This window comes from Lysinibacillus mangiferihumi (assembly GCF_003049665.1).
Classification (GTDB): domain Bacteria; phylum Bacillota; class Bacilli; order Bacillales_A; family Planococcaceae; genus Lysinibacillus; species Lysinibacillus mangiferihumi.
The window spans coordinates 14,767-32,130 of record NZ_PYWM01000018.1 but is presented as its reverse complement, the minus strand read 5'-3'; the positions used below and the strand labels follow the sequence as shown (position 1 = coordinate 32,130).

General features: G+C 35.3%; 22 protein-coding genes. 6 read left to right on the top strand and 16 right to left on the bottom strand.

Annotated elements, in window-relative coordinates; all coding sequences use genetic code 11:
* Window positions 1-189 precede the first annotated feature (189 nt).
* A complete protein-coding gene (locus tag C9J37_RS16375) occupies window positions 190-681 on the top strand; it encodes an RNA polymerase sigma factor (RefSeq protein ID WP_107896198.1) in 492 nt (163 codons plus the stop codon).
* A complete protein-coding gene (locus tag C9J37_RS16370) occupies window positions 681-1,604 on the top strand; it encodes a sigma factor regulator N-terminal domain-containing protein (protein ID WP_107896197.1) in 924 nt (307 codons plus the stop codon). The genes C9J37_RS16375 and C9J37_RS16370 overlap by 1 nt, the downstream gene beginning before the upstream one ends.
* An 840-nt stretch (window positions 1,605-2,444) precedes the next feature.
* Here C9J37_RS16370 and C9J37_RS16365 read toward each other — a convergent pair.
* The 4 genes from C9J37_RS16365 to C9J37_RS28315 form a co-directional block, all read right to left on the bottom strand.
* The gene (locus C9J37_RS16365; protein WP_025219648.1) at window positions 2,445-2,741 is read right to left on the bottom strand and encodes a hypothetical protein; all 297 of its coding nucleotides are present in this window, start codon (window positions 2,739-2,741) and stop codon (window positions 2,445-2,447) included.
* A 63-nt stretch (window positions 2,742-2,804) separates the two neighbouring features.
* The gene (locus tag C9J37_RS16360; RefSeq protein ID WP_107896196.1) at window positions 2,805-3,206 is read right to left on the bottom strand and encodes a hypothetical protein; all 402 of its coding nucleotides are present in this window, start codon (window positions 3,204-3,206) and stop codon (window positions 2,805-2,807) included.
* Window positions 3,207-3,268: 62 nt separating this feature from the next.
* The gene (locus C9J37_RS16355; protein WP_201262176.1) at window positions 3,269-4,162 is read right to left on the bottom strand and encodes a helix-turn-helix domain-containing protein; all 894 of its coding nucleotides are present in this window, start codon (window positions 4,160-4,162) and stop codon (window positions 3,269-3,271) included.
* Window positions 4,163-4,195: 33 nt separating this feature from the next.
* A complete protein-coding gene (locus C9J37_RS28315; RefSeq protein WP_167397332.1) occupies window positions 4,196-4,372 on the bottom strand; it encodes a hypothetical protein in 177 nt (58 codons plus the stop codon).
* Window positions 4,373-4,537: 165 nt separating this feature from the next.
* On the opposite strand from C9J37_RS28315, the gene C9J37_RS16350 reads away from it, so the two are divergent.
* From C9J37_RS16350 to C9J37_RS29705, 4 genes are all read left to right on the top strand, one after another.
* Complete coding sequence (locus tag C9J37_RS16350) at window positions 4,538-4,741, top strand: helix-turn-helix domain-containing protein (protein ID WP_107896252.1); 204 nt, start codon at window positions 4,538-4,540, stop codon at window positions 4,739-4,741.
* Window position 4,742: 1 nt separating this feature from the next.
* On the top strand, window positions 4,743-4,910 hold the full coding sequence (locus C9J37_RS28310; protein WP_167397331.1) for a hypothetical protein: 168 nt from the start codon (window positions 4,743-4,745) through the stop codon (window positions 4,908-4,910).
* Window positions 4,911-5,000: 90 nt separating this feature from the next.
* On the top strand, window positions 5,001-5,741 hold the full coding sequence (locus C9J37_RS16345) for an FxLYD domain-containing protein (protein ID WP_107896195.1): 741 nt from the start codon (window positions 5,001-5,003) through the stop codon (window positions 5,739-5,741).
* 174 nt (window positions 5,742-5,915) lie between these two features.
* Complete coding sequence (locus C9J37_RS29705) at window positions 5,916-6,122, top strand: helix-turn-helix domain-containing protein (RefSeq protein WP_107896194.1); 207 nt, start codon at window positions 5,916-5,918, stop codon at window positions 6,120-6,122.
* A 20-nt stretch (window positions 6,123-6,142) separates the two neighbouring features.
* On the opposite strand, the gene C9J37_RS16335 is transcribed toward C9J37_RS29705, so the two are convergent.
* The 12 genes from C9J37_RS16335 to C9J37_RS16280 all read right to left on the bottom strand — a co-directional run bounded on the left by C9J37_RS16335 (window position 6,143) and on the right by C9J37_RS16280 (window position 17,327).
* Complete coding sequence (locus C9J37_RS16335) at window positions 6,143-6,781, bottom strand: GNAT family acetyltransferase (protein ID WP_107896193.1); 639 nt, start codon at window positions 6,779-6,781, stop codon at window positions 6,143-6,145.
* Window positions 6,782-6,792: 11 nt separating this feature from the next.
* On the bottom strand, window positions 6,793-6,975 hold the full coding sequence (locus C9J37_RS16330; protein WP_107896192.1) for a hypothetical protein: 183 nt from the start codon (window positions 6,973-6,975) through the stop codon (window positions 6,793-6,795).
* A gap of 301 nt (window positions 6,976-7,276) precedes the next feature.
* Window positions 7,277-8,050 (bottom strand): peptidoglycan recognition protein family protein, encoded by a 774-nt coding sequence (locus tag C9J37_RS16325; RefSeq protein ID WP_107896191.1) that lies wholly within the window; start codon window positions 8,048-8,050, stop codon window positions 7,277-7,279.
* A complete protein-coding gene (locus tag C9J37_RS16320; protein ID WP_107896190.1) occupies window positions 8,047-8,310 on the bottom strand; it encodes a phage holin in 264 nt (87 codons plus the stop codon). Before C9J37_RS16320 ends, C9J37_RS16325 begins: the two co-directional genes overlap by 4 nt.
* The gene (locus tag C9J37_RS16315) at window positions 8,300-8,614 is read right to left on the bottom strand and encodes a hypothetical protein (protein WP_024364938.1); all 315 of its coding nucleotides are present in this window, start codon (window positions 8,612-8,614) and stop codon (window positions 8,300-8,302) included. The genes C9J37_RS16320 and C9J37_RS16315 overlap by 11 nt, the downstream gene beginning before the upstream one ends.
* A gap of 46 nt (window positions 8,615-8,660) precedes the next feature.
* Window positions 8,661-8,843, bottom strand: coding sequence for a hypothetical protein (locus C9J37_RS16310; protein ID WP_107896189.1), 183 nt, complete (start codon window positions 8,841-8,843; stop codon window positions 8,661-8,663).
* Between the two features lie 12 nt (window positions 8,844-8,855).
* Complete coding sequence (locus tag C9J37_RS16305; RefSeq protein WP_107896188.1) at window positions 8,856-9,122, bottom strand: hypothetical protein; 267 nt, start codon at window positions 9,120-9,122, stop codon at window positions 8,856-8,858.
* A gap of 12 nt (window positions 9,123-9,134) precedes the next feature.
* Window positions 9,135-9,635: a hypothetical protein gene (locus C9J37_RS16300; protein ID WP_107896187.1), complete on the bottom strand. Its 501-nt coding sequence runs from the start codon at window positions 9,633-9,635 to the stop codon at window positions 9,135-9,137.
* Window positions 9,635-10,501, bottom strand: a complete 867-nt coding sequence (locus C9J37_RS16295; protein ID WP_107896186.1) for a hypothetical protein — start codon at window positions 10,499-10,501, stop codon at window positions 9,635-9,637. The genes C9J37_RS16300 and C9J37_RS16295 overlap by 1 nt, the downstream gene beginning before the upstream one ends.
* A 2-nt stretch (window positions 10,502-10,503) precedes the next feature.
* Window positions 10,504-11,601 carry a siphovirus ReqiPepy6 Gp37-like family protein gene (locus C9J37_RS16290; protein WP_107896185.1) on the bottom strand — a complete coding sequence of 366 codons (1,098 nt, stop codon included), beginning with the start codon at window positions 11,599-11,601 and terminating at the stop codon, window positions 10,504-10,506.
* Between the two features lie 2 nt (window positions 11,602-11,603).
* A complete protein-coding gene (locus tag C9J37_RS16285) occupies window positions 11,604-12,482 on the bottom strand; it encodes a phage tail domain-containing protein (protein ID WP_107896184.1) in 879 nt (292 codons plus the stop codon).
* A 15-nt stretch (window positions 12,483-12,497) separates the two neighbouring features.
* Complete coding sequence (locus C9J37_RS16280; RefSeq protein ID WP_107896183.1) at window positions 12,498-17,327, bottom strand: phage tail tape measure protein; 4,830 nt, start codon at window positions 17,325-17,327, stop codon at window positions 12,498-12,500.
* Window positions 17,328-17,364: the final 37 nt, after the last annotated feature.

Genomic DNA, 17,364 nt, shown 5'->3' with positions numbered 1-17,364 from the left:
CTAATTATAGAGCTTCCAGGGTAGCAGTTACTACCCCTGATATGTTTATTTTCCAGTCTTAAATGCTTGTGAATCGCTACCTTATCCAATTTATAAATATTTCTAAACCGTACATAATATTTATTTTTTGTATAAAGTGTATACATTTTAAAACGCTCATTCGTTGTTTAATTATAGGGAGGGCAAAAGATGAAAAAAGAAGATGTACTAGCCTCCTATCTTATCAAGTTAGGAGAGGAAGTGTTCCGCCTGTTACTAACGAAAGGAGCCAAAAAAGAGGATGCGGAAGATATTATTCAAAATTCCTTTTACAAAGTGTATTTATTGTTGGACGACCTAACAGAAAACAATATACGTCCGTGGTTTTTTAGAGTATCACTCAATGAATATATTGACTTGAAAAGGAAGAAAGAGCAACAGAACATTTACTTATCTGAAGAAATCTATTCAAAGCTACAGCGAGCAGATCTTGAATTGGATGTCATATTAAATAAAAATGAGATTTTCTATTTATTAAAAGATGTCAAAACAGAATATAAAGAAATTTTCTTTTTAAAGTATTACTACGATTTTACGTATGAAGAAATTGCTATTATTTTGGACATTCAAAAAGACAGTGTCAAACAAAAATTATATCGTGCACGTAAATCTATTCACTCACAAATAGGAGGGACACATTAATGGATACTTCGATTAAAACTGCTTTAAAAAAAGCTAAACGAAAACAACTACTAAAGATTATCATTACTTCAATTATTGTTGTACTTATTCTAATACCAATCTTATATAAAACAGGCAACTACTTTGCAGCCAAAAGTTCTACACGACTTCACGATTCACTTTTCTTACATAATGCAATTGCCGAGCCGAATATTCAAATCGACTCTCAAGTAACGGCTAATTCAACAACGTTTGGTGGTAACATTATTACGAATCGTTCAAAAAATATTAATGGCTATGTAGTTCAATGGAGCACACTTACAAGTTCATATGATTGGTTTCGCCGTAAGATTGATCACAACGAGTTAACACCTGGATTTTATTGGTCCAGCTCAGATTTTTATGAGTATGATAAACAAACAAAGAATAAAGTGGCTACATTTTATCATCCTTCGATTCAAGCTTATTTTGATGGTGTACAAAACGAACTAAGTGAAGTTTCACAAATGGAAAATTACGTGGCGGAAGTTGCTATTTCTTTTGATCAACCGTATACATTACAAGAAATAGAAGCAAAGATACCCGAGAATTTAAATATCGTATGGTTGTATATGACCTCACGAATTACTGATGAAAGTACGGGACCTTCTGGTACGCCAGTTTATGGATTTGTTCCACCGTCTTCACTGAAAGAGGGAGATAAAGATTTTTACAAAGGCTTTATTGATACGCTCGAAATATATGATGACAATGGTAATGATGAAACAATCCAGAAGTTTTTAAAATTAAATAAAAATAAACAGTGGAATGAAGTGGGTATTTTAGGGGTAATGTTGACCGGCCAAACGCAAAATTTTAAAGCGTTAGAAAATCAAGATTTTATTCGAGGAGCGTCAGTAGGCGCAACTGCAAAAATGGTTCCTTATATTAAACCCGAAAAATAGTGAATAGTAATTATAACAATCAGTAGTTTTACTTTGTAGGAAAAATAAAGGTATCAAGGAAAAAGAGACAGTACCCAAAATATACAGGTGCGGTCTCTTTTTCTAAGTGTTTATTCAACTAAACGACCCTGTTAGTTGAAGGAAAAAAAGTCCCCAAAGCGGGATTTGGGGACATTCCTTTGCTTAACTTTGTATATCCGCATAAATCTGACGGGCCCCCTTATTCAACAATATGGCCCGTTTGTTGAATAAATCAATTACATTTATAAACACATTTATTATTTTTCAAAACTAATCAAACTTAATGATCAAATTTTTTAAAACCCTACATTAATAAAATATTTATCGGGAAACTGCACTTTTTAAGGTCACTAATTAAATGATTAAAAAAGAATTGATTGATTATTAAAAATTAATGGAATATAGGTTGTCTTGAAGTCTGCTCGGCAATTTGTATGCAACTAACCTTATTGCGGCTTAGTTCTGTAACAGTCACCAAACGTTTTAGTAACACCTTATTTTGTGTAGAAAATGTGTAGAAACTTTTCATTTTCTATCCTTTTCTAACGTATTCTCAAAAAAAGGGAAAACGCCCCAAACCCAGTATTCCCAAGGTTTTAAGCGTTTTTCTTTTTGGTTAAAAATCAACCTACGATTTGTTATAGACGTCCCAGGAGGACATACAATAACACTGATATATCAATGGTTTACAACTACAATGTTTACCTTTTGTTTACCTTAGTTTTTAGACCCCCATTACGGAGTGGTCTTTTTCTTTTGATAATATTAAATAAAACATTTATCTTATTATAAGAATAACATATGTTAAAAACTCTAAAATTAATAACCTTCCTTATCTAGTCTAATAGCATCATCAATTAATTGACGTTTAAACTCCTCATCTCTTCGTTCAGCATCTGTCTTGATTGCTGGATCCTCATCATCTGTAGGAAACCCATCTAATATATATCTGCATAAATCACCAACGTACTTTTTATCACTTGTGTTATATAAGTTACACTTATATTCATCGTATTGTACTTTTACCATATATCCGCCAAAACTTAATATTAGTATCAATCCGATAACTATTATCACTTTTACCTCTTTATCTAGCTTATCGATAAATTTAAACAAAATATATACTCCTCTTTAACTTTAATAAATTTTATGATCCTTTGTTTTTATTTCAATTTACACCTATTTCATATCAATTATTTTAAGATGGTATTCTTCATTTAATTTAAAATTAACCCACTTTTTTGCTTCGGATACATCAATCTTTTCTGTTGTCTTTTCATTTGTTCCGTCATCATTTTTACTATACGCTATTTGGATTTCAACAGTTGAATTAGCCTTGTCTAGCGGTATATCATACCAAATGATTTGTCCTTTTTTGAAAGGAGTATTATCGGCATTAACTACATTTTCATCTGTGACCTCTTCGCCATTTACAAATTTAATTAATCTCATAAGTTTGATATCTTGAGAATTATCCATTTCTACAGAAATTCCTTTATCAAATTGTTCAGCTGTTTTACCCTTCTCTGCACATCCTACTAGTAAGAATCCAACTAAACATAATACAATTAGCCTTCTCATTCATACAACTCCCTTGATCATTTATAAAGAAAACGTTACTCCTTACAAATGGTTCCCCTTATTTACCATTCCAACCAATTATATAACAATGGTTCACCATGCACGATTGATTGTGGAAGGCTATCACGTTCCTTTACCCAATTGTAAAAAGGTACAGGACGTTCTTTAACAGGAGTTTCTTCTATAGAAGATGATTTATATACCTTATTATTTGAACACTCCACAGCCTTGTTATATGCCCCTACAAATACAGCTCTTAATGTACTTGCTACAGTTAACGTACCTTCTTTAATATCCATAGCAATTTTGAATAGAACATTTTTAGCTTTAATGAAGTCCTCCACAGAATTAACTTGTGCTGCCAATACAACCTTATTCAATTCATCTTTCAAGTTATCTGCTAATGGTAAGCTATTCATGAAATCGAACAGCATGACTTGATATTCGTTCATGTATTCCTTTTTCTTTTCAGCTTGCAAAGCTAATTCATTACCAAGACTCATAATATTATTTGCTTGTTTAGAACTTAAAAGATTAAAAGAACTAGATGGTTGGTTTTCAGATTGTGGACGACAAACCACGTCATTACTAGCTTCATCGGCTGTCATTCGTTGGGACACACTCGATGGGACATAAGGTAAAATGCGATAAATACTTGCCCCTTTAATACCGTTTAATTTCGTTCCTGGTACTTTTTCAATGATGCCTAATGACTCTAATTTTTTTACACTTCGATAAACTGTCTTTGTGCTAATCTCCAATGCTTCAGCAATTGTAGAAGCTTTTAAATGACATGCCCCAGTATGTTCTAAGCTGTGAGAAGCAAGTTTATAAACGATGGCACGTTCTGATTCTGTTAAATCGTAATAATGAAGCGCCATGTGGTCCTCCACACTCTTATCCATATCTGCTATTGAATCAAATGTTGTATATTGTTCTAAGTATTCGAATGCCATCGTTTTCCACCTCGCTTTCACTAGACCTTTACATTACTTAAATGCTTTTTGTAAATTCTCACGTATCTCTTTTACTTCTAAATCAGTCAACAGACTGTGATACCTTATAATCCATTTCAAGCGTCGCTGATACTTGTGGACATCAGATATTGAATCATGTTGTTTCATCTTTACTTGAAGATACTCATTGCGTTGTTGGATTGTTTTCAATTTGTCCACCTATCTTTCCGTTTATACGTTTTTCCGCCTAAACGTTTTATTGTTTTTAATATTATATACGTTCAAACGGAAAGTCAACTAATTTATTTACGTTTAAACGGAAATGTTATATAATGTTCATAGGAATATTATTGAAGGAAGGTGATTATAGTGGAAATGCGAGTAAAGCTTAAAGAAGTGTTAGAAGAAAGAAATATGACACAAGGTGAACTAGTAAAGATGACCGGGCTACGACAAGCTGTTGTAAGCGAATTAGTGAATAACCAACGAATGAGCTTAAAAAAAGAGCACATCACAAAAATATGTGAAGCACTCAATATTAAACGAATTGAGGATATATTAGAGCTTGTGGAGGGCTAACATGTTTAAAAAGTTGATTAGTAAAAAGAAGCGACAATTAAAGAAACAAGCTAAAAAGGCAATATACGAAGCAACTGGAATTAAGCCTATTAAGATTAAGAAGCCTAATTCGTTGATTAAGAAGCCACGTAAACCATCATTGAAACGGGCAATTAAAAAATTATTTTAAGCAGATAACTAATTATGGTTGTCTGTTTTTTTGTATGTACTTTTTCCTTCAAATTTCCTAGAATGGTAATATAGAGGGAGGAATATAAAAATGAAGAAAAAGTTAATTTTTAGTGCTGCATTAGTATTAAGTTTAGCATTAGCAGGCTGCGGAAGTGGTGGCAGCACAGCTAGTACAGGTGGAGATACAAGTAAACCAACTGAAACAAAAAAAGAAGCAGAAAAGGAAATAAAAACAGTTGCTGAAATCACTAAGCATACAGGAGTCGCTTGGACTAATTCTATTGGTTCGGTTTATGTTCATTCTGCAGCCATATTTGAAAATACAGGTGATACACCAGTAAAAGTCGGCGAAACACAAATGAATTATAAAGACAAAGATGGTGGTATGCTTGGTACATCCACAATGATTTACTCTGTTCCAAGTATCATAAAACCTGGTGAAACTGCTATTATAGCTGAATCAACAATATTAGATGGTGCACCAGCTGATGCATATAAGGAAACGTCATTTAATTTTAGTTTTGATAAAACTGAAGAAGATTCTAATCTTTTAGAAGTTAGTGGTACAAAAGGTATCGCAGGAGATTATGGATACAAGGTAACTGGTGTTGTCAAAAATATAACTAAAGAACAACAAGATGATGTACGTTTAGCTGCTGCTTTATTTGACGCAAACGGAGATTTGTTAGGAGCTTTAACTGGTAGTGTTGATGTAGGAATTGCGCCAGGTAGTGAAGCTGGTTTCGAATTGAGCTACCCTGAATTACCACCAGATGTTATAAGTAAAATTTCTACTATTGAAGTTAAATCTTATGGTTGGAGTTGGTAACGGCAATAAGATATATATTAGTCACTCAAATGAGTGGCTTTTTATTTTGTAAAGATAAACAACAAACAAATTTTCGTTTACAACCAACAACATAACGTTTATACTAAACGTAGTTACAAATTTACACTGAATCAGAATTTAGAGGTGATTACTATATACAATTTAAATGATGTAATGAGTGTTCAAGAAGCTTCTGAAAGATGGGGTGTAAGTGTTGATACCATACATAGTCGAATACGGGCTCTGGTGAAAGATGAAGCGAAATTGGAAGGAACAGTTGAGGCAGGATTAATAAAAAAATCACACAGGACATGGATTTTAACGACTACCTTAATGAAAATGTGGTTTGGTTCAGAAATACTAACTGGTAACAATGAGTAAACAAAAAAAGACCAGCTCTGCTATATTGCTGCGCTGGCCTTACTTACATTTTCAATTCGTTGTACAAATATACAATAACCACTATCTGATCTATAATTCAGGATTTCTCTAAAACCCAATTTAATATAGAAATCTTTAAGGGGTTGTACATCCTCACATTCCAGATAAAAGATTCTTCCGCCAACAGTCCTATATGCTTGATACATTGACTCATTTGCTAGTGCTATTAAATCCGCACCACTAACCATGTTAGCTGCTAGTGCTTGTTCCGAATAATTTTTTCCAAGTTGCCCAAGCAAAAAACCTTTAACTTCATAATTAGCGGCATCTGTTTTATGCCCAATTCCCATTAGACTTTTCTTCAACGAATTACTCAATTTAGAAAAATTCTTTTTACTAATAACTAATGGTTTATTGGATAGAGAATAATATCCAGCTAAGTAAGGAGTGTTTTTATATGTAGAAAACACAAGGAATGTTCTTGAAATATCCATTTTTTCAAACTCTATGGCTTTATTATGTAGGAAAAACTGTACGTCATGAACATCATCTGGATTAGAACATGGTAATGAACAAAAAGTAAGAAGGATTTGTTGTATTTCCTCCTTACTTCTACCTGTATCTAGTAAATCCTTTAATTGAACAACTTCTAATGACACGTACTCTTCACCTAGTTACCACGGGCTCCCAATAATGAATCCATCATTTTATTAATTACTTCCTTATCTTTAACCACAGTTACTTTTTGGCTGAAAACATGTTCATTTGTTTTCGAATTTTCGATTGCTTCTAGAATATTTTTGCCTGACTTTGCTGTGAATTTAAAATCGCTAAGAAAGCTTTGAGTAGCCATCGTTATCACCTCTATAATAGTCTATGGGAGAATTAATTAAAAATACATGACGATTGTATTTCTTATTTCCTATATTCTCCCATTGCTTACCCTTATTAAACACTTAATAAGACTTGTTTTCAAGTATTTCGATCATTTTTAGGTCTTATAACACATAAGATAATTAAAAATACAATAATTTTCACCTAACATTTTCTTCAATAGCATTTTTTTATCAAAAGATTCATTATAAACGCAAATATTTGTGTAATAAATAATAAAAAACATTCTATAACGATTAATAACTCTGATTTTGCAAACACTACTTATTAAATTTATCGTGGTATCTTTTAAGCATTGTTGCCATTTGTTGACGTGTAAGCGCGCCTGTAGGATTCATGCTTTTGCCGTCACCTTTAATAATACCTTCTTTAATGGCCCATTCCCAAGCCTCTTTATGTGACGATGCTACCTCTGATTCAGATTGTAGATTTGCTTTTTCTGCAATTAAGCCTTGTAATGTTTTAATTTCCTTTTTCAATTCATTATATTGGTCCACTGTTAGGCCCTCCTCGTTTAATCCGTTTTGTATGTCTCGTTTAAATTGTGCTTCTGTAATTCCCATACTTGCTAAATACGCATACGGATCTACATGTGTAGTGCCACCTAAATTATTTGTAATCCATCGATGTGACTTGATACCATTGCCACTACCATCTAGCACAATAGGTATGCCAGCGTCTTTAGCAAGTTTTCGTAATAACCAAATATAAGCTGCATAGTCCTTTTTAAACTGCTCCTTATCAGCTGTACGTGCCAATTCTACTTGGGCATAGCTAAGTGGATTGCCTTTAGGTCCACAACCATATTGCAATTTATTGACTGGGGCAACTTGTACAATTTTACCGCCATCTCCAACCCAATGTGATGTAAAGGCATTTGCTTTATTACGATTCATAAAGGCTAATTCATTTTCTAATGCATTCGGACCATTGTTTTTGGCATTACCGGATTCATGCGCAATAACATATTTAACTGTAGTTAAAGAGTAGTTCGGCAATCCTGACATTATGCGTTGTTCGATAACATAAGTCATTTTGTTTCACCGTCCTTTGGTGTATCGTAATACAATGCTTGTGTACTATCTGAAACGCCTTTTGTTGTTGGGTCAATGATAATACCAAGTAAGCCTAAAATGCTTAGAATCGTCTCTGAAATGGCTGTAATTTGCTCATTGTAAATCGTAATATCGACATTAAAAATGCCTGCGATTTGATTCGCAAGCACAAGTAATAATGCAATTAAAGACACCCAAAATTGTTTGTGTTGTAAACGTACTTTCCAATTAATTTTCATACACTTTATCCCCCAATTCATCGATTCGTTTGTGTGCTTGCTTACTTGATTCTTCAACGCGTGTAACACGTTCTGATAAGTCCATACGTGCCTTTTGCTCGACTTTCATGTCCACTCGTATGTTTTCCACACCATTATTAATTGAATCTAATTTCGTACTGATAACCGCTGATTCTGCAGCACTTTGTTGCACGTCTTTATCTCTGTTTTTCAAAAATGCGAGGTATGTGAAAAGCATTCCAAACAAAGCACTTAGCACACCTACGATAGCTGTTAATTCCATTACAACACTTCCTTTTCGCATAATAAAAGCTCTCCACAAAGTGGAGGGCATAAAAATAACGCTAAGCTTATGCTTGCGTTGCTTCTGATACTTTATTTTGCTGTTCGTTCATTAATGCACATAACTTCGAATACTCCTCTTGACTGACTTGTTTATTTAACATAAGTAAACTTAAATTTGTTGCCATTACATCATAGTTACATCCCGGACTAGTGATTAATAACTCCGCAGCACGATATACAATATTCATATTTGTTCCTCCCTACACTCCGATATTTTTCATTGCAATTAATACTTCAGTATTTAATAATGTTTGAGCCTGCATTTCTTCTAATGTTGGTTGAGGTTCGTTTGGCGTTGGTTCAGAAATAACAGGTGGCGTAAATTCGCCTGTTTGTCTATTATAAGTACTTCCCATTACAACTTTTAAATCATTAATTAATATCATGTTGTCATTATCTACTTTTCCACTTAATTGACTTATACCAACAACAATATCTTCATTATTTAATTGTGCGTATATAAACATTTAACCACTCCCTTAATAAAATTCAATTACTTGCCAAGAATAGTCATATCTAGAGGTTCCACCAACATTCGAAGTTACGGTAAACGAAGTGGACGATAGACTTCTCAACATCACTGGTACGGCTCCATTTGATGATTCTTTGCGTCCATCAAGAAGCACTATAGTTTTACTAACATCCACTGTGGAAATGCTAACTGTATCATCCGGCACTTCTTCACGTGACCGCATTCCTCTTTGTATACTCTTAACTACTCGACCCGACACCAATGTTTGTAAATTAGTTAACAGCCAATTTAATTTAGCGTGAGCATTCCCACTTGTGGAACTACTTGCGGATGAAGTAGGAGTACCTACATTAGTGTTTAGTGTATTTACATTAGTGTTTACTGTTGCCACATTTGTTTTAACTATAGCAACGTCATTCTTAACACTTGTTACATTTGTATTTACATTATCTACATTTGTTTTTATAGCATCTTGTGTTGCCTTTGTAGGTAAATTAATTTCTGGCATTATAAAACCTCCTCATAAACAAAAATAAGACCATCCTTTGCTTGATTGGTCTTAAATCCATATTTGTAATTTTTGTTATCTGTTGTATCTAAAAACTTATGAGGTAGTGCGGTATTTTTGTGTTCCTCAATCATGTTATATAAATTTCCTGCTGCATCCTCACTTAATTTACCTTTTATAGTTTCAAACCAAGCAAGAAATAGTGCTTCTTCCGCACGTCTCCAGTCTATAAAATCTTTTTCTTGTGCATCAATCCAAGCTTCTAAAGCTGTTGTTACATTGGTCTGCCATTCTGCAAATTCATTTGCCTTTGTGACACTATAGCTATTAAACCATGATTGGTATTGATTAAAGATTGTAGTTGTGTCTACTTGATTTACAACTGCATGCATCATACCGCAAAGGCTATTATTTAATCGTGTATCTGTAATAGATGCTTGTGTAATTGTTAATGCTCCTTTTGCAATATAAATATCAGCTAAAGCTAATTCATAAACATCTGCATCACGTTTTAATGTAGGAGCTACTGGAGTTGCTGATAATGTACCTTTCTTGACTTCCACACTCATCTTTCTTTGGAGGAAATCTAATCGTATAACAATGCGATCAATGCGGTTAAGCGATGTATCACCAACTGCTAGTGATAAACTATAATCCTCATCATTAATTAAATAATATCCGTTAATCCACGCTTTACCTGGTCTGATAATAACTTTCATGGTATTAGAAACAGCCATTACCTGTAAACAATCAGAAGGTTTAACGAAAATACCATTGCCGATAAACGTGGCAAAGTACTGGGCAAAATCTTCTGCTTTGTATTTTCTATCTCCATTAATAGAGTTAAACATTCCAAATCTCATCATTACTACTTCACCATCCTTTTAATAGCCTGTGGAAGGGTAGGCACTGATTTACCAACCGTCACGTAGATTGATTTACCATCCTCCTGAAATACTTCATCTGCTTGCATCACACGGCTATTCATTAAAATTCCTAAATCATCATCTTTAATCGTGACTAAATCACCCAAGAAGAAATCTTCATTGTATTTTGTATTTTCTTTGGTCACATCTAACTCGCAATCAAAGCCGATGAACTCTGTATATTCGGCTATCTTTTCGTTGCCTTTAGCTACAAGTAAATTGTTGTATTCACCGTATGGAATCGGTATCTGCTCGCCGTCACCGTCCCTTGTATCGGAAATTTCCCGTGCATCGATAAATATTTCACGTCGGTTTAACCCTGTAATAGATGTTCCGATGCTCGCCATCTTACGAGCTGTACCTTCACCAGCACCGCCTATAAGAGCTGTTGTTTTCAAATCATTATCTGCATCCTCGTACGTTCGTTTAAGCAAGTTACTACGATTCTTTGATAAGATAATACGAGGATTCAAACTTTGATTAATGGTTCTGTCTGTCCCTTCGTAAAAATCATATTTGAGTGTTCGTCCATCGAATAAACAGCGCATTCCAACATCATGAGTGGTACATAAATTTTCACACACCTCAAAAACTTGCTTATAGGATATTTGTTGTTGAATGGCTTTACCGATATTTTTTACCATAGCAAGTTGTACCTGTGGAATTTTACGTGCTGAATCAGTAGGACTAATCATATTTTCAATGATGCTTTGCCTCATGATTTTTTCAGGAGTATCATTAAAATCATATTGCTTCCACAGGATTCTTCGGTCTGTCCATCGTGTAAGAGAGAAGCATTTGATAACCAATTGATCTACACCATTACTATCATCGAATTGACGATAATAAATATACATAGCTTCGTTATCATCTTGGCGGAAAATAATATTACCATTTTTCAACAACTCAATATTTTTAGGTGTTACATCAACATGTACTTCCGCCTCACTACCAGGACCATACTTTTTCCTCCACAGTAAATATGAGAAGTTGCCAATGTACCCTAAACGTTCAAATTTCTCATTACATACATAAAGCATCGCTACACCCCCACGAATTGAGGTGTGAAGTAAATAGACACCTCTAAATTAGATACAAATTCAGCAGCATCATAACGAATCAAGTTGTCGCCAACATCTACACTTAGTTGAATGTCGGAGTCATATGAAAGGTAATTGAAATAATTTATTTGTTGGCCATTACGTTCCAGAATGGCATACTCATCTCCACGCTTTGTATTAACGGTAACAACGTCCCCACCTTTTAAGGTAGCTTCTATTTTTACAATTCTTCCTGTATCCACTACCTCGATGTACGGATTAACCACACTTCCGATGGCTTTAAATTGAATACGTAAAGGAGAGGCTGTATCGCTATCATTGAACACGTTGACTACATTATTCGGCTCACGATAACCCATTTCAATACCGTCTCCTTCCGCGTCTATTTCAAGCTCAAATTCAAAGGCTGCCACCCACATAGCAATTTCATATTTTTGTTCTTCTGTGTACCACCAAGGATTCGGGCATAAAAACGAAATCATAAACTCGGGCCATATATGTTTACTGACGATAGGCGATTTTTCAACACGACAATCGATAAAGCGAGTGAAGTCACCGTTTGTGTACTCTAATGTAAACTTGTTTTTTGGATTAAAGAAACGAATTAACTTTTGCCGATTCATTTCTTTATCCTGTCGTCTCAACTGGCCCCCCACAACAATATTTCTTTCACGAACACTGGAACCTTTAATATTTGTGCCATCTTCGTTATAGTTTTTAACGTTGTAAAATTCATTTTCTAACGAGTCAATACCGTCTGCTGATTGCAAGAAAAAAGGACTCGTCACTGATATTTCAAGTGACTGTCCCTTGTTATTGTGGAAGATTAATTTTTCATTAAAGCCAAATGATGTTCTCACATTTTCACCTCGCTATCAAATTTGTAATGCAATCTCTTTCCAACCGTTTTTGCTTAATCTAGCTGTTTCGTATGGATCCAGTGGTTTAGGACTATTCACTGTTAGGTTATAGTTATTTTCTGTATTGTGTGTTGTGGAAGACGATGTAGTTGTTCCTGGTCCCGATTTATAAGAACCATCTGTTACAGCTTTCGCTAATCGATTGGTAGCTCCTGCAACCTTTCCAACCATATCATTGATACCCAATACAAGACCCTCACCAATATTCACACCATAACCACGCATAACACGTGATGGACTATGAATATCTAATGCAGTTGTAAATGCACTTGAAACAATAGCAGCAAGCGATTGTGCAGCATTCAACAAATCCCCTTGCTTAGACATCATACCCTCAATCAAACCACTGACAGCAAAAACACCAATGTTAGGCATTTCAGCCATTTCCGTTTTCACATTACCCTTTAATGCAATCATGCTGTTACGCCACTCATTTTGATAAATACGTAACTGTTCGGCAGTTTTTGTTTTTAACTCATTGATTTGTTTTTCTGTATTTTGTTTCAACTCTGTAAGCTCTGATTCAGTTTGAGTCCGCGCTTGTTCATTCTTTGTCTTCCACAGTCCTGTATACTCGGCCAATTGTTCTTCTGTCAAAGTATTTAATGCTGCTATCTCTGCACCGGCTTTAGGCCCCATTGCTTGTAGTTCAGCCAGTAGCCCTTCGTTTATACCCTTTGAAGCAAGACTCGCTATATTCTTCTGCCAATCTTCAAAAGCCGTAACTTGAGACTGTAAAGCAGCTATAAGGGTCGCACCGGTAACATCTCGTTGTGCAATCTCATCGAATAAACCTGCAAATGAATAGTACGCATTTCTTCGCTTATCAAATTCGTCTTGATAAACCTTAGTTAATCGTTCTTCTTCTTTGATATAATCATCATTTAATTTTTTAACGTTATCAACGTAAGTTTTATCAATGGACTCTTTTTCTTTATTGATACTTTCTGTCACGTTTTTATACATTTTTTGAACTTCAATTTTTTCTGCTGTGCCATCTTTAAAGAACTTTAATGACTGTTCTAAAATATGTTGTTCAGTAGCCAATGAAAGTTCGTTTGTTGAATCTTTGTCAGCGATGTATTGTTTAAGAACTTTCAATCGCTCACTGGACGCTTGTTCTTCTTTTTTGACCATATCAGACCAAGCTTTGTCGTTGACCTTTTTTAATTTTTCTTGCGTGTCTTGTTCAAGCTTCACAAGCTTAGCATTCGCATTTTCTTTTAATTGTTGAATCTTGATATTGTCATTTGCTGTAGCCCCTTTTTTCTTAGCGCTTATTGTGTTGTTTGCCTTTTTAAGATCTACACCTAATTTATTTTCAATTTCAAGTTTCTTTTTAGCCGCATCTTGTTGAATTTTAGTACGCTCTTTTTCAGCTTCATCTGCTATTTTAGTTACTTCAGCTTGGTTGGACTTTGTTGTATCAACTAGTAGTTGGCCAAGTTCTTTCATTGCACTTTCATTACGGGCTTGGGTTGATTCAATACCTACTGCTAGACCTTCGCCAATATCTTTACCTACTGCAATCATTACACGGGATGGAGAATGAGTGTCTAATCTACCACGTATAGCTTTTTCAATTCCGTCTGCAATACTTTTAGCCTTTTCCCGTACAGCTTTTGCCATTGAACCAATACCATCAATTAACCCCTGAATAATGTCTTTACCAACTTGAAGTAAATCTATATCCTTGAAAAACTGAACGATGTTTTTCATGATTTTTTCAGAAGTTGCCTTAATGGTTTCCCAAGCACCTTTCCAGTCACCTTGAATTAATTTAAGGACAGTTTGGATAATGCCAAGAATTATATCTAAAGTATTCCCAATGGTTAATTTTATTGCGTTCCAAGCGATTTTAACTATTCCGGATATAATTGGCCAAATAATTTGAAAGTGTCCTTTTATGATTCCCATTACTAGTTCTATATTGGACTGAATGTTTTCGAAATGGCCTTTAACTAAAGTGAATATTGCCTCGCCATTTTCATCCCAAAAATCTTTAAGTTTATCAAGTTGCTCTTTTACAAAATCAACGACACCGCTTAAATGCTCCTCAACTGTAGTCTTGATATATTCATAAGCAGTAGAAGTGATTTCCTTTAATGAATCAGTAACTTTTTTGTAATACTCTTCGACCGAATCGAATATTTCGGAATGCTTATTCTTGAATACTTCCCACTTTGATAAAATTTCACCAGTTTCCCAGTTCACTTTTTCAACATGTTCATCCGCTTGCTTTTGAGCGGTTTCTACAATTTTCAGGTGTTGTTCTTCAGCTAAATAAATAGTTTGATCTTTAGCCCTTGTTGCTTCAGCAATCATCTTATCGGCTTGCTCTGCAGTGATAACACCTGTTTCATCACGCATTTGAAGTATTGAGGCCATTCTTTTTTCGTAAGTCTCATTCGCTTCCTTAACTACTTCTTCTTTTTGCTTTACAGCATTTTTCACAACTTCTGCTGCTTGTTCTGCTGAAATAATAGAAGCATTTTCTTTCATGCGTTCGAAGATAACTTTTTGTTCTAATTCACTTTCAGAGAACGTTCTTATAGCATTCTCTTTCATCAATTGGTTGATGTTATTGAGAACTTCATTTTCGCGCTCTGTTAATTCTCTTTTTTCATTAGCTGCCTTTTGAGTAATTTCTTTTGCTATCTCATTCATGGTTATCTGGTCTTGAATTTTGTACTCATTACGTTTTTTAGTATCAGCAATTATCTTCTCTTCTTCTTCAGATGTAAGTGCCGAGGAATTCATAAAGAACTCTTTTAAATCTGACATTTGCTCAGCGTTACGTTTCTTCATGCCATCCACAATCTGAGTATTCATTTGATCATACTTAGAAGTAAGTTCTTTTGCCATTTCAGTCGTTACTTTTGTGGACGTCACATACATATTTGTGACAGATTGCGAGGCACCTTCACTTAGATCAAAAAATCCATTAAGTGCTTCTTTTGTAGAATCAGAAACGCCTTTGCCAAAACGCTCGACGCTTGGTAAAGCATCTTTGCTCATATGCTTAGCGAAAGCAATCGTACCAATAGTTAATCCGCCTATAGCTGCAACAGTTAATCCTATCGGGCCAGTCAGTGCAGTAAATACAGGTGCTAAAAATGATAGTTTAGCAGTCAGTAAAGCTACAATTCCGCCCGCCTCACCTATTGCTAATGCAAACGTTCCAACTGTAGAAACAATAGTCCCAATACTGGATATGAGCGTTCCAATCACAACAATTATTGGTCCTATGGCTGCGGCTATTCCGGCGATAATAACAATTAATTTTTGAGTGCCTTCACTAAGCGTTGCGAATTTTTCAATCCACGGTTGTATCACATCAAGTACACTCATTACCATTGGTATCAAGATGTTACCTAAAGTGATTCCAATATCCACGATTTTATTTTTCAACATTGCCATTTGAGATGCCGTAGTTGCATATCGTTGTGAAGCTTCGTTTGATAATGCCGTATTTTCTTTCCATGCATCTGTGGACGTAGCTACTGCAGATGATAATAATTCACTAGCTCCAGCCATACGCATCATTACATCTGATTCATATATACCTTTGATGCCCATATCCTCTAGTACTACTGCAAGGTTTTCACCACGTGAAGAAATAGTGGCAAGCCCTTTGATAACAGCATCTAAACCATTGATAGCACTTTCGTCATAAAGCTTCTTAAATTCACTACTAGACATTTGAGCGACTTCAGCCCACGTACCTAAAGCTGCGCCACCATCCATTACGGCTGTTTGCATCTTTTTAAGCACAGTTGTCATCGCAGTACCACCCATTTCAGCTTGTATACCTAAACTGGACATAGTACCTGCTAACGCCATAATTTGCGCTTCTGACATACCTACTTGTTTACCTTGCGCTGCTAGACGCATCCCCATAGACATGATTTCTGCTTCGGTTGTAGCCATTGTGTTACCTAGTCCAACAATCGAAGAACCTAAACGATCAAAATTGTCTTGGCTCATACCTACGATATTGGCAAAACGAGCAAACTCTGTAGCTGCTTGTTCGCGTGTTAAGTTGGTGGATTCCCCTAAATCAATAATTGTCCGCGAGAAAGATAAAATTTTATCTTCTGCAATCCCTAATTGACCTGCTGATTCAGCCACTGCAGCAATATCCGATGCACTTGCGGGTAGTTCCTTCGCCATATCACGTATGCCTTGTTCAAGCTTTTTGAATCCTTCTTCGCTTGTGTTAACAGTTTTACGAACACCTGCAAAAGCTGATTCAAAATCAACGGCCGCTTTAAATGCACCTGCACCTAATGCAGCAATAGGCGCAGTTACTTTCATCGATAAGTCTTTACCTAGTGAAGAGAGATTGCCCCCTATGGCTTGCATTTTATTACCGACTTCTTGTAATTGTCGACCTGCTTGTGTCCATTGGGAAGATTGAACACGCAATTCTTCTGTTACCTCTCCGAGTTGTCGTTCCAATCGATTGTATTCAGCTTGTGCCCGGTTAACAGCATTTGCTTGTCGTTCAATTGCAGCTTCTGACGCTGTTCCACTAGCCACTAATTCATCGTAACGTCTACGTTGCTCCTGTAGCTTTATACTTGCTGCATCGAATTGACGAGTTAGAATGTTCTGCTTCTGGCCTAAACCTTCTACGGATCTACCATAAGCATCTCCTCTTTCTGATAAAGCCCTTAGCTCACTTCCCATTGCTGTCATTCTTCTATTTACTTGAGCAATCGAGCCGTTAAAATTAGCTGCATTTAGACTAAGACTGACTTCTAAAGAACCGATTTCTGCCATATATTCTCACCACCTTCTTGGCAAAAATAAAAATCAC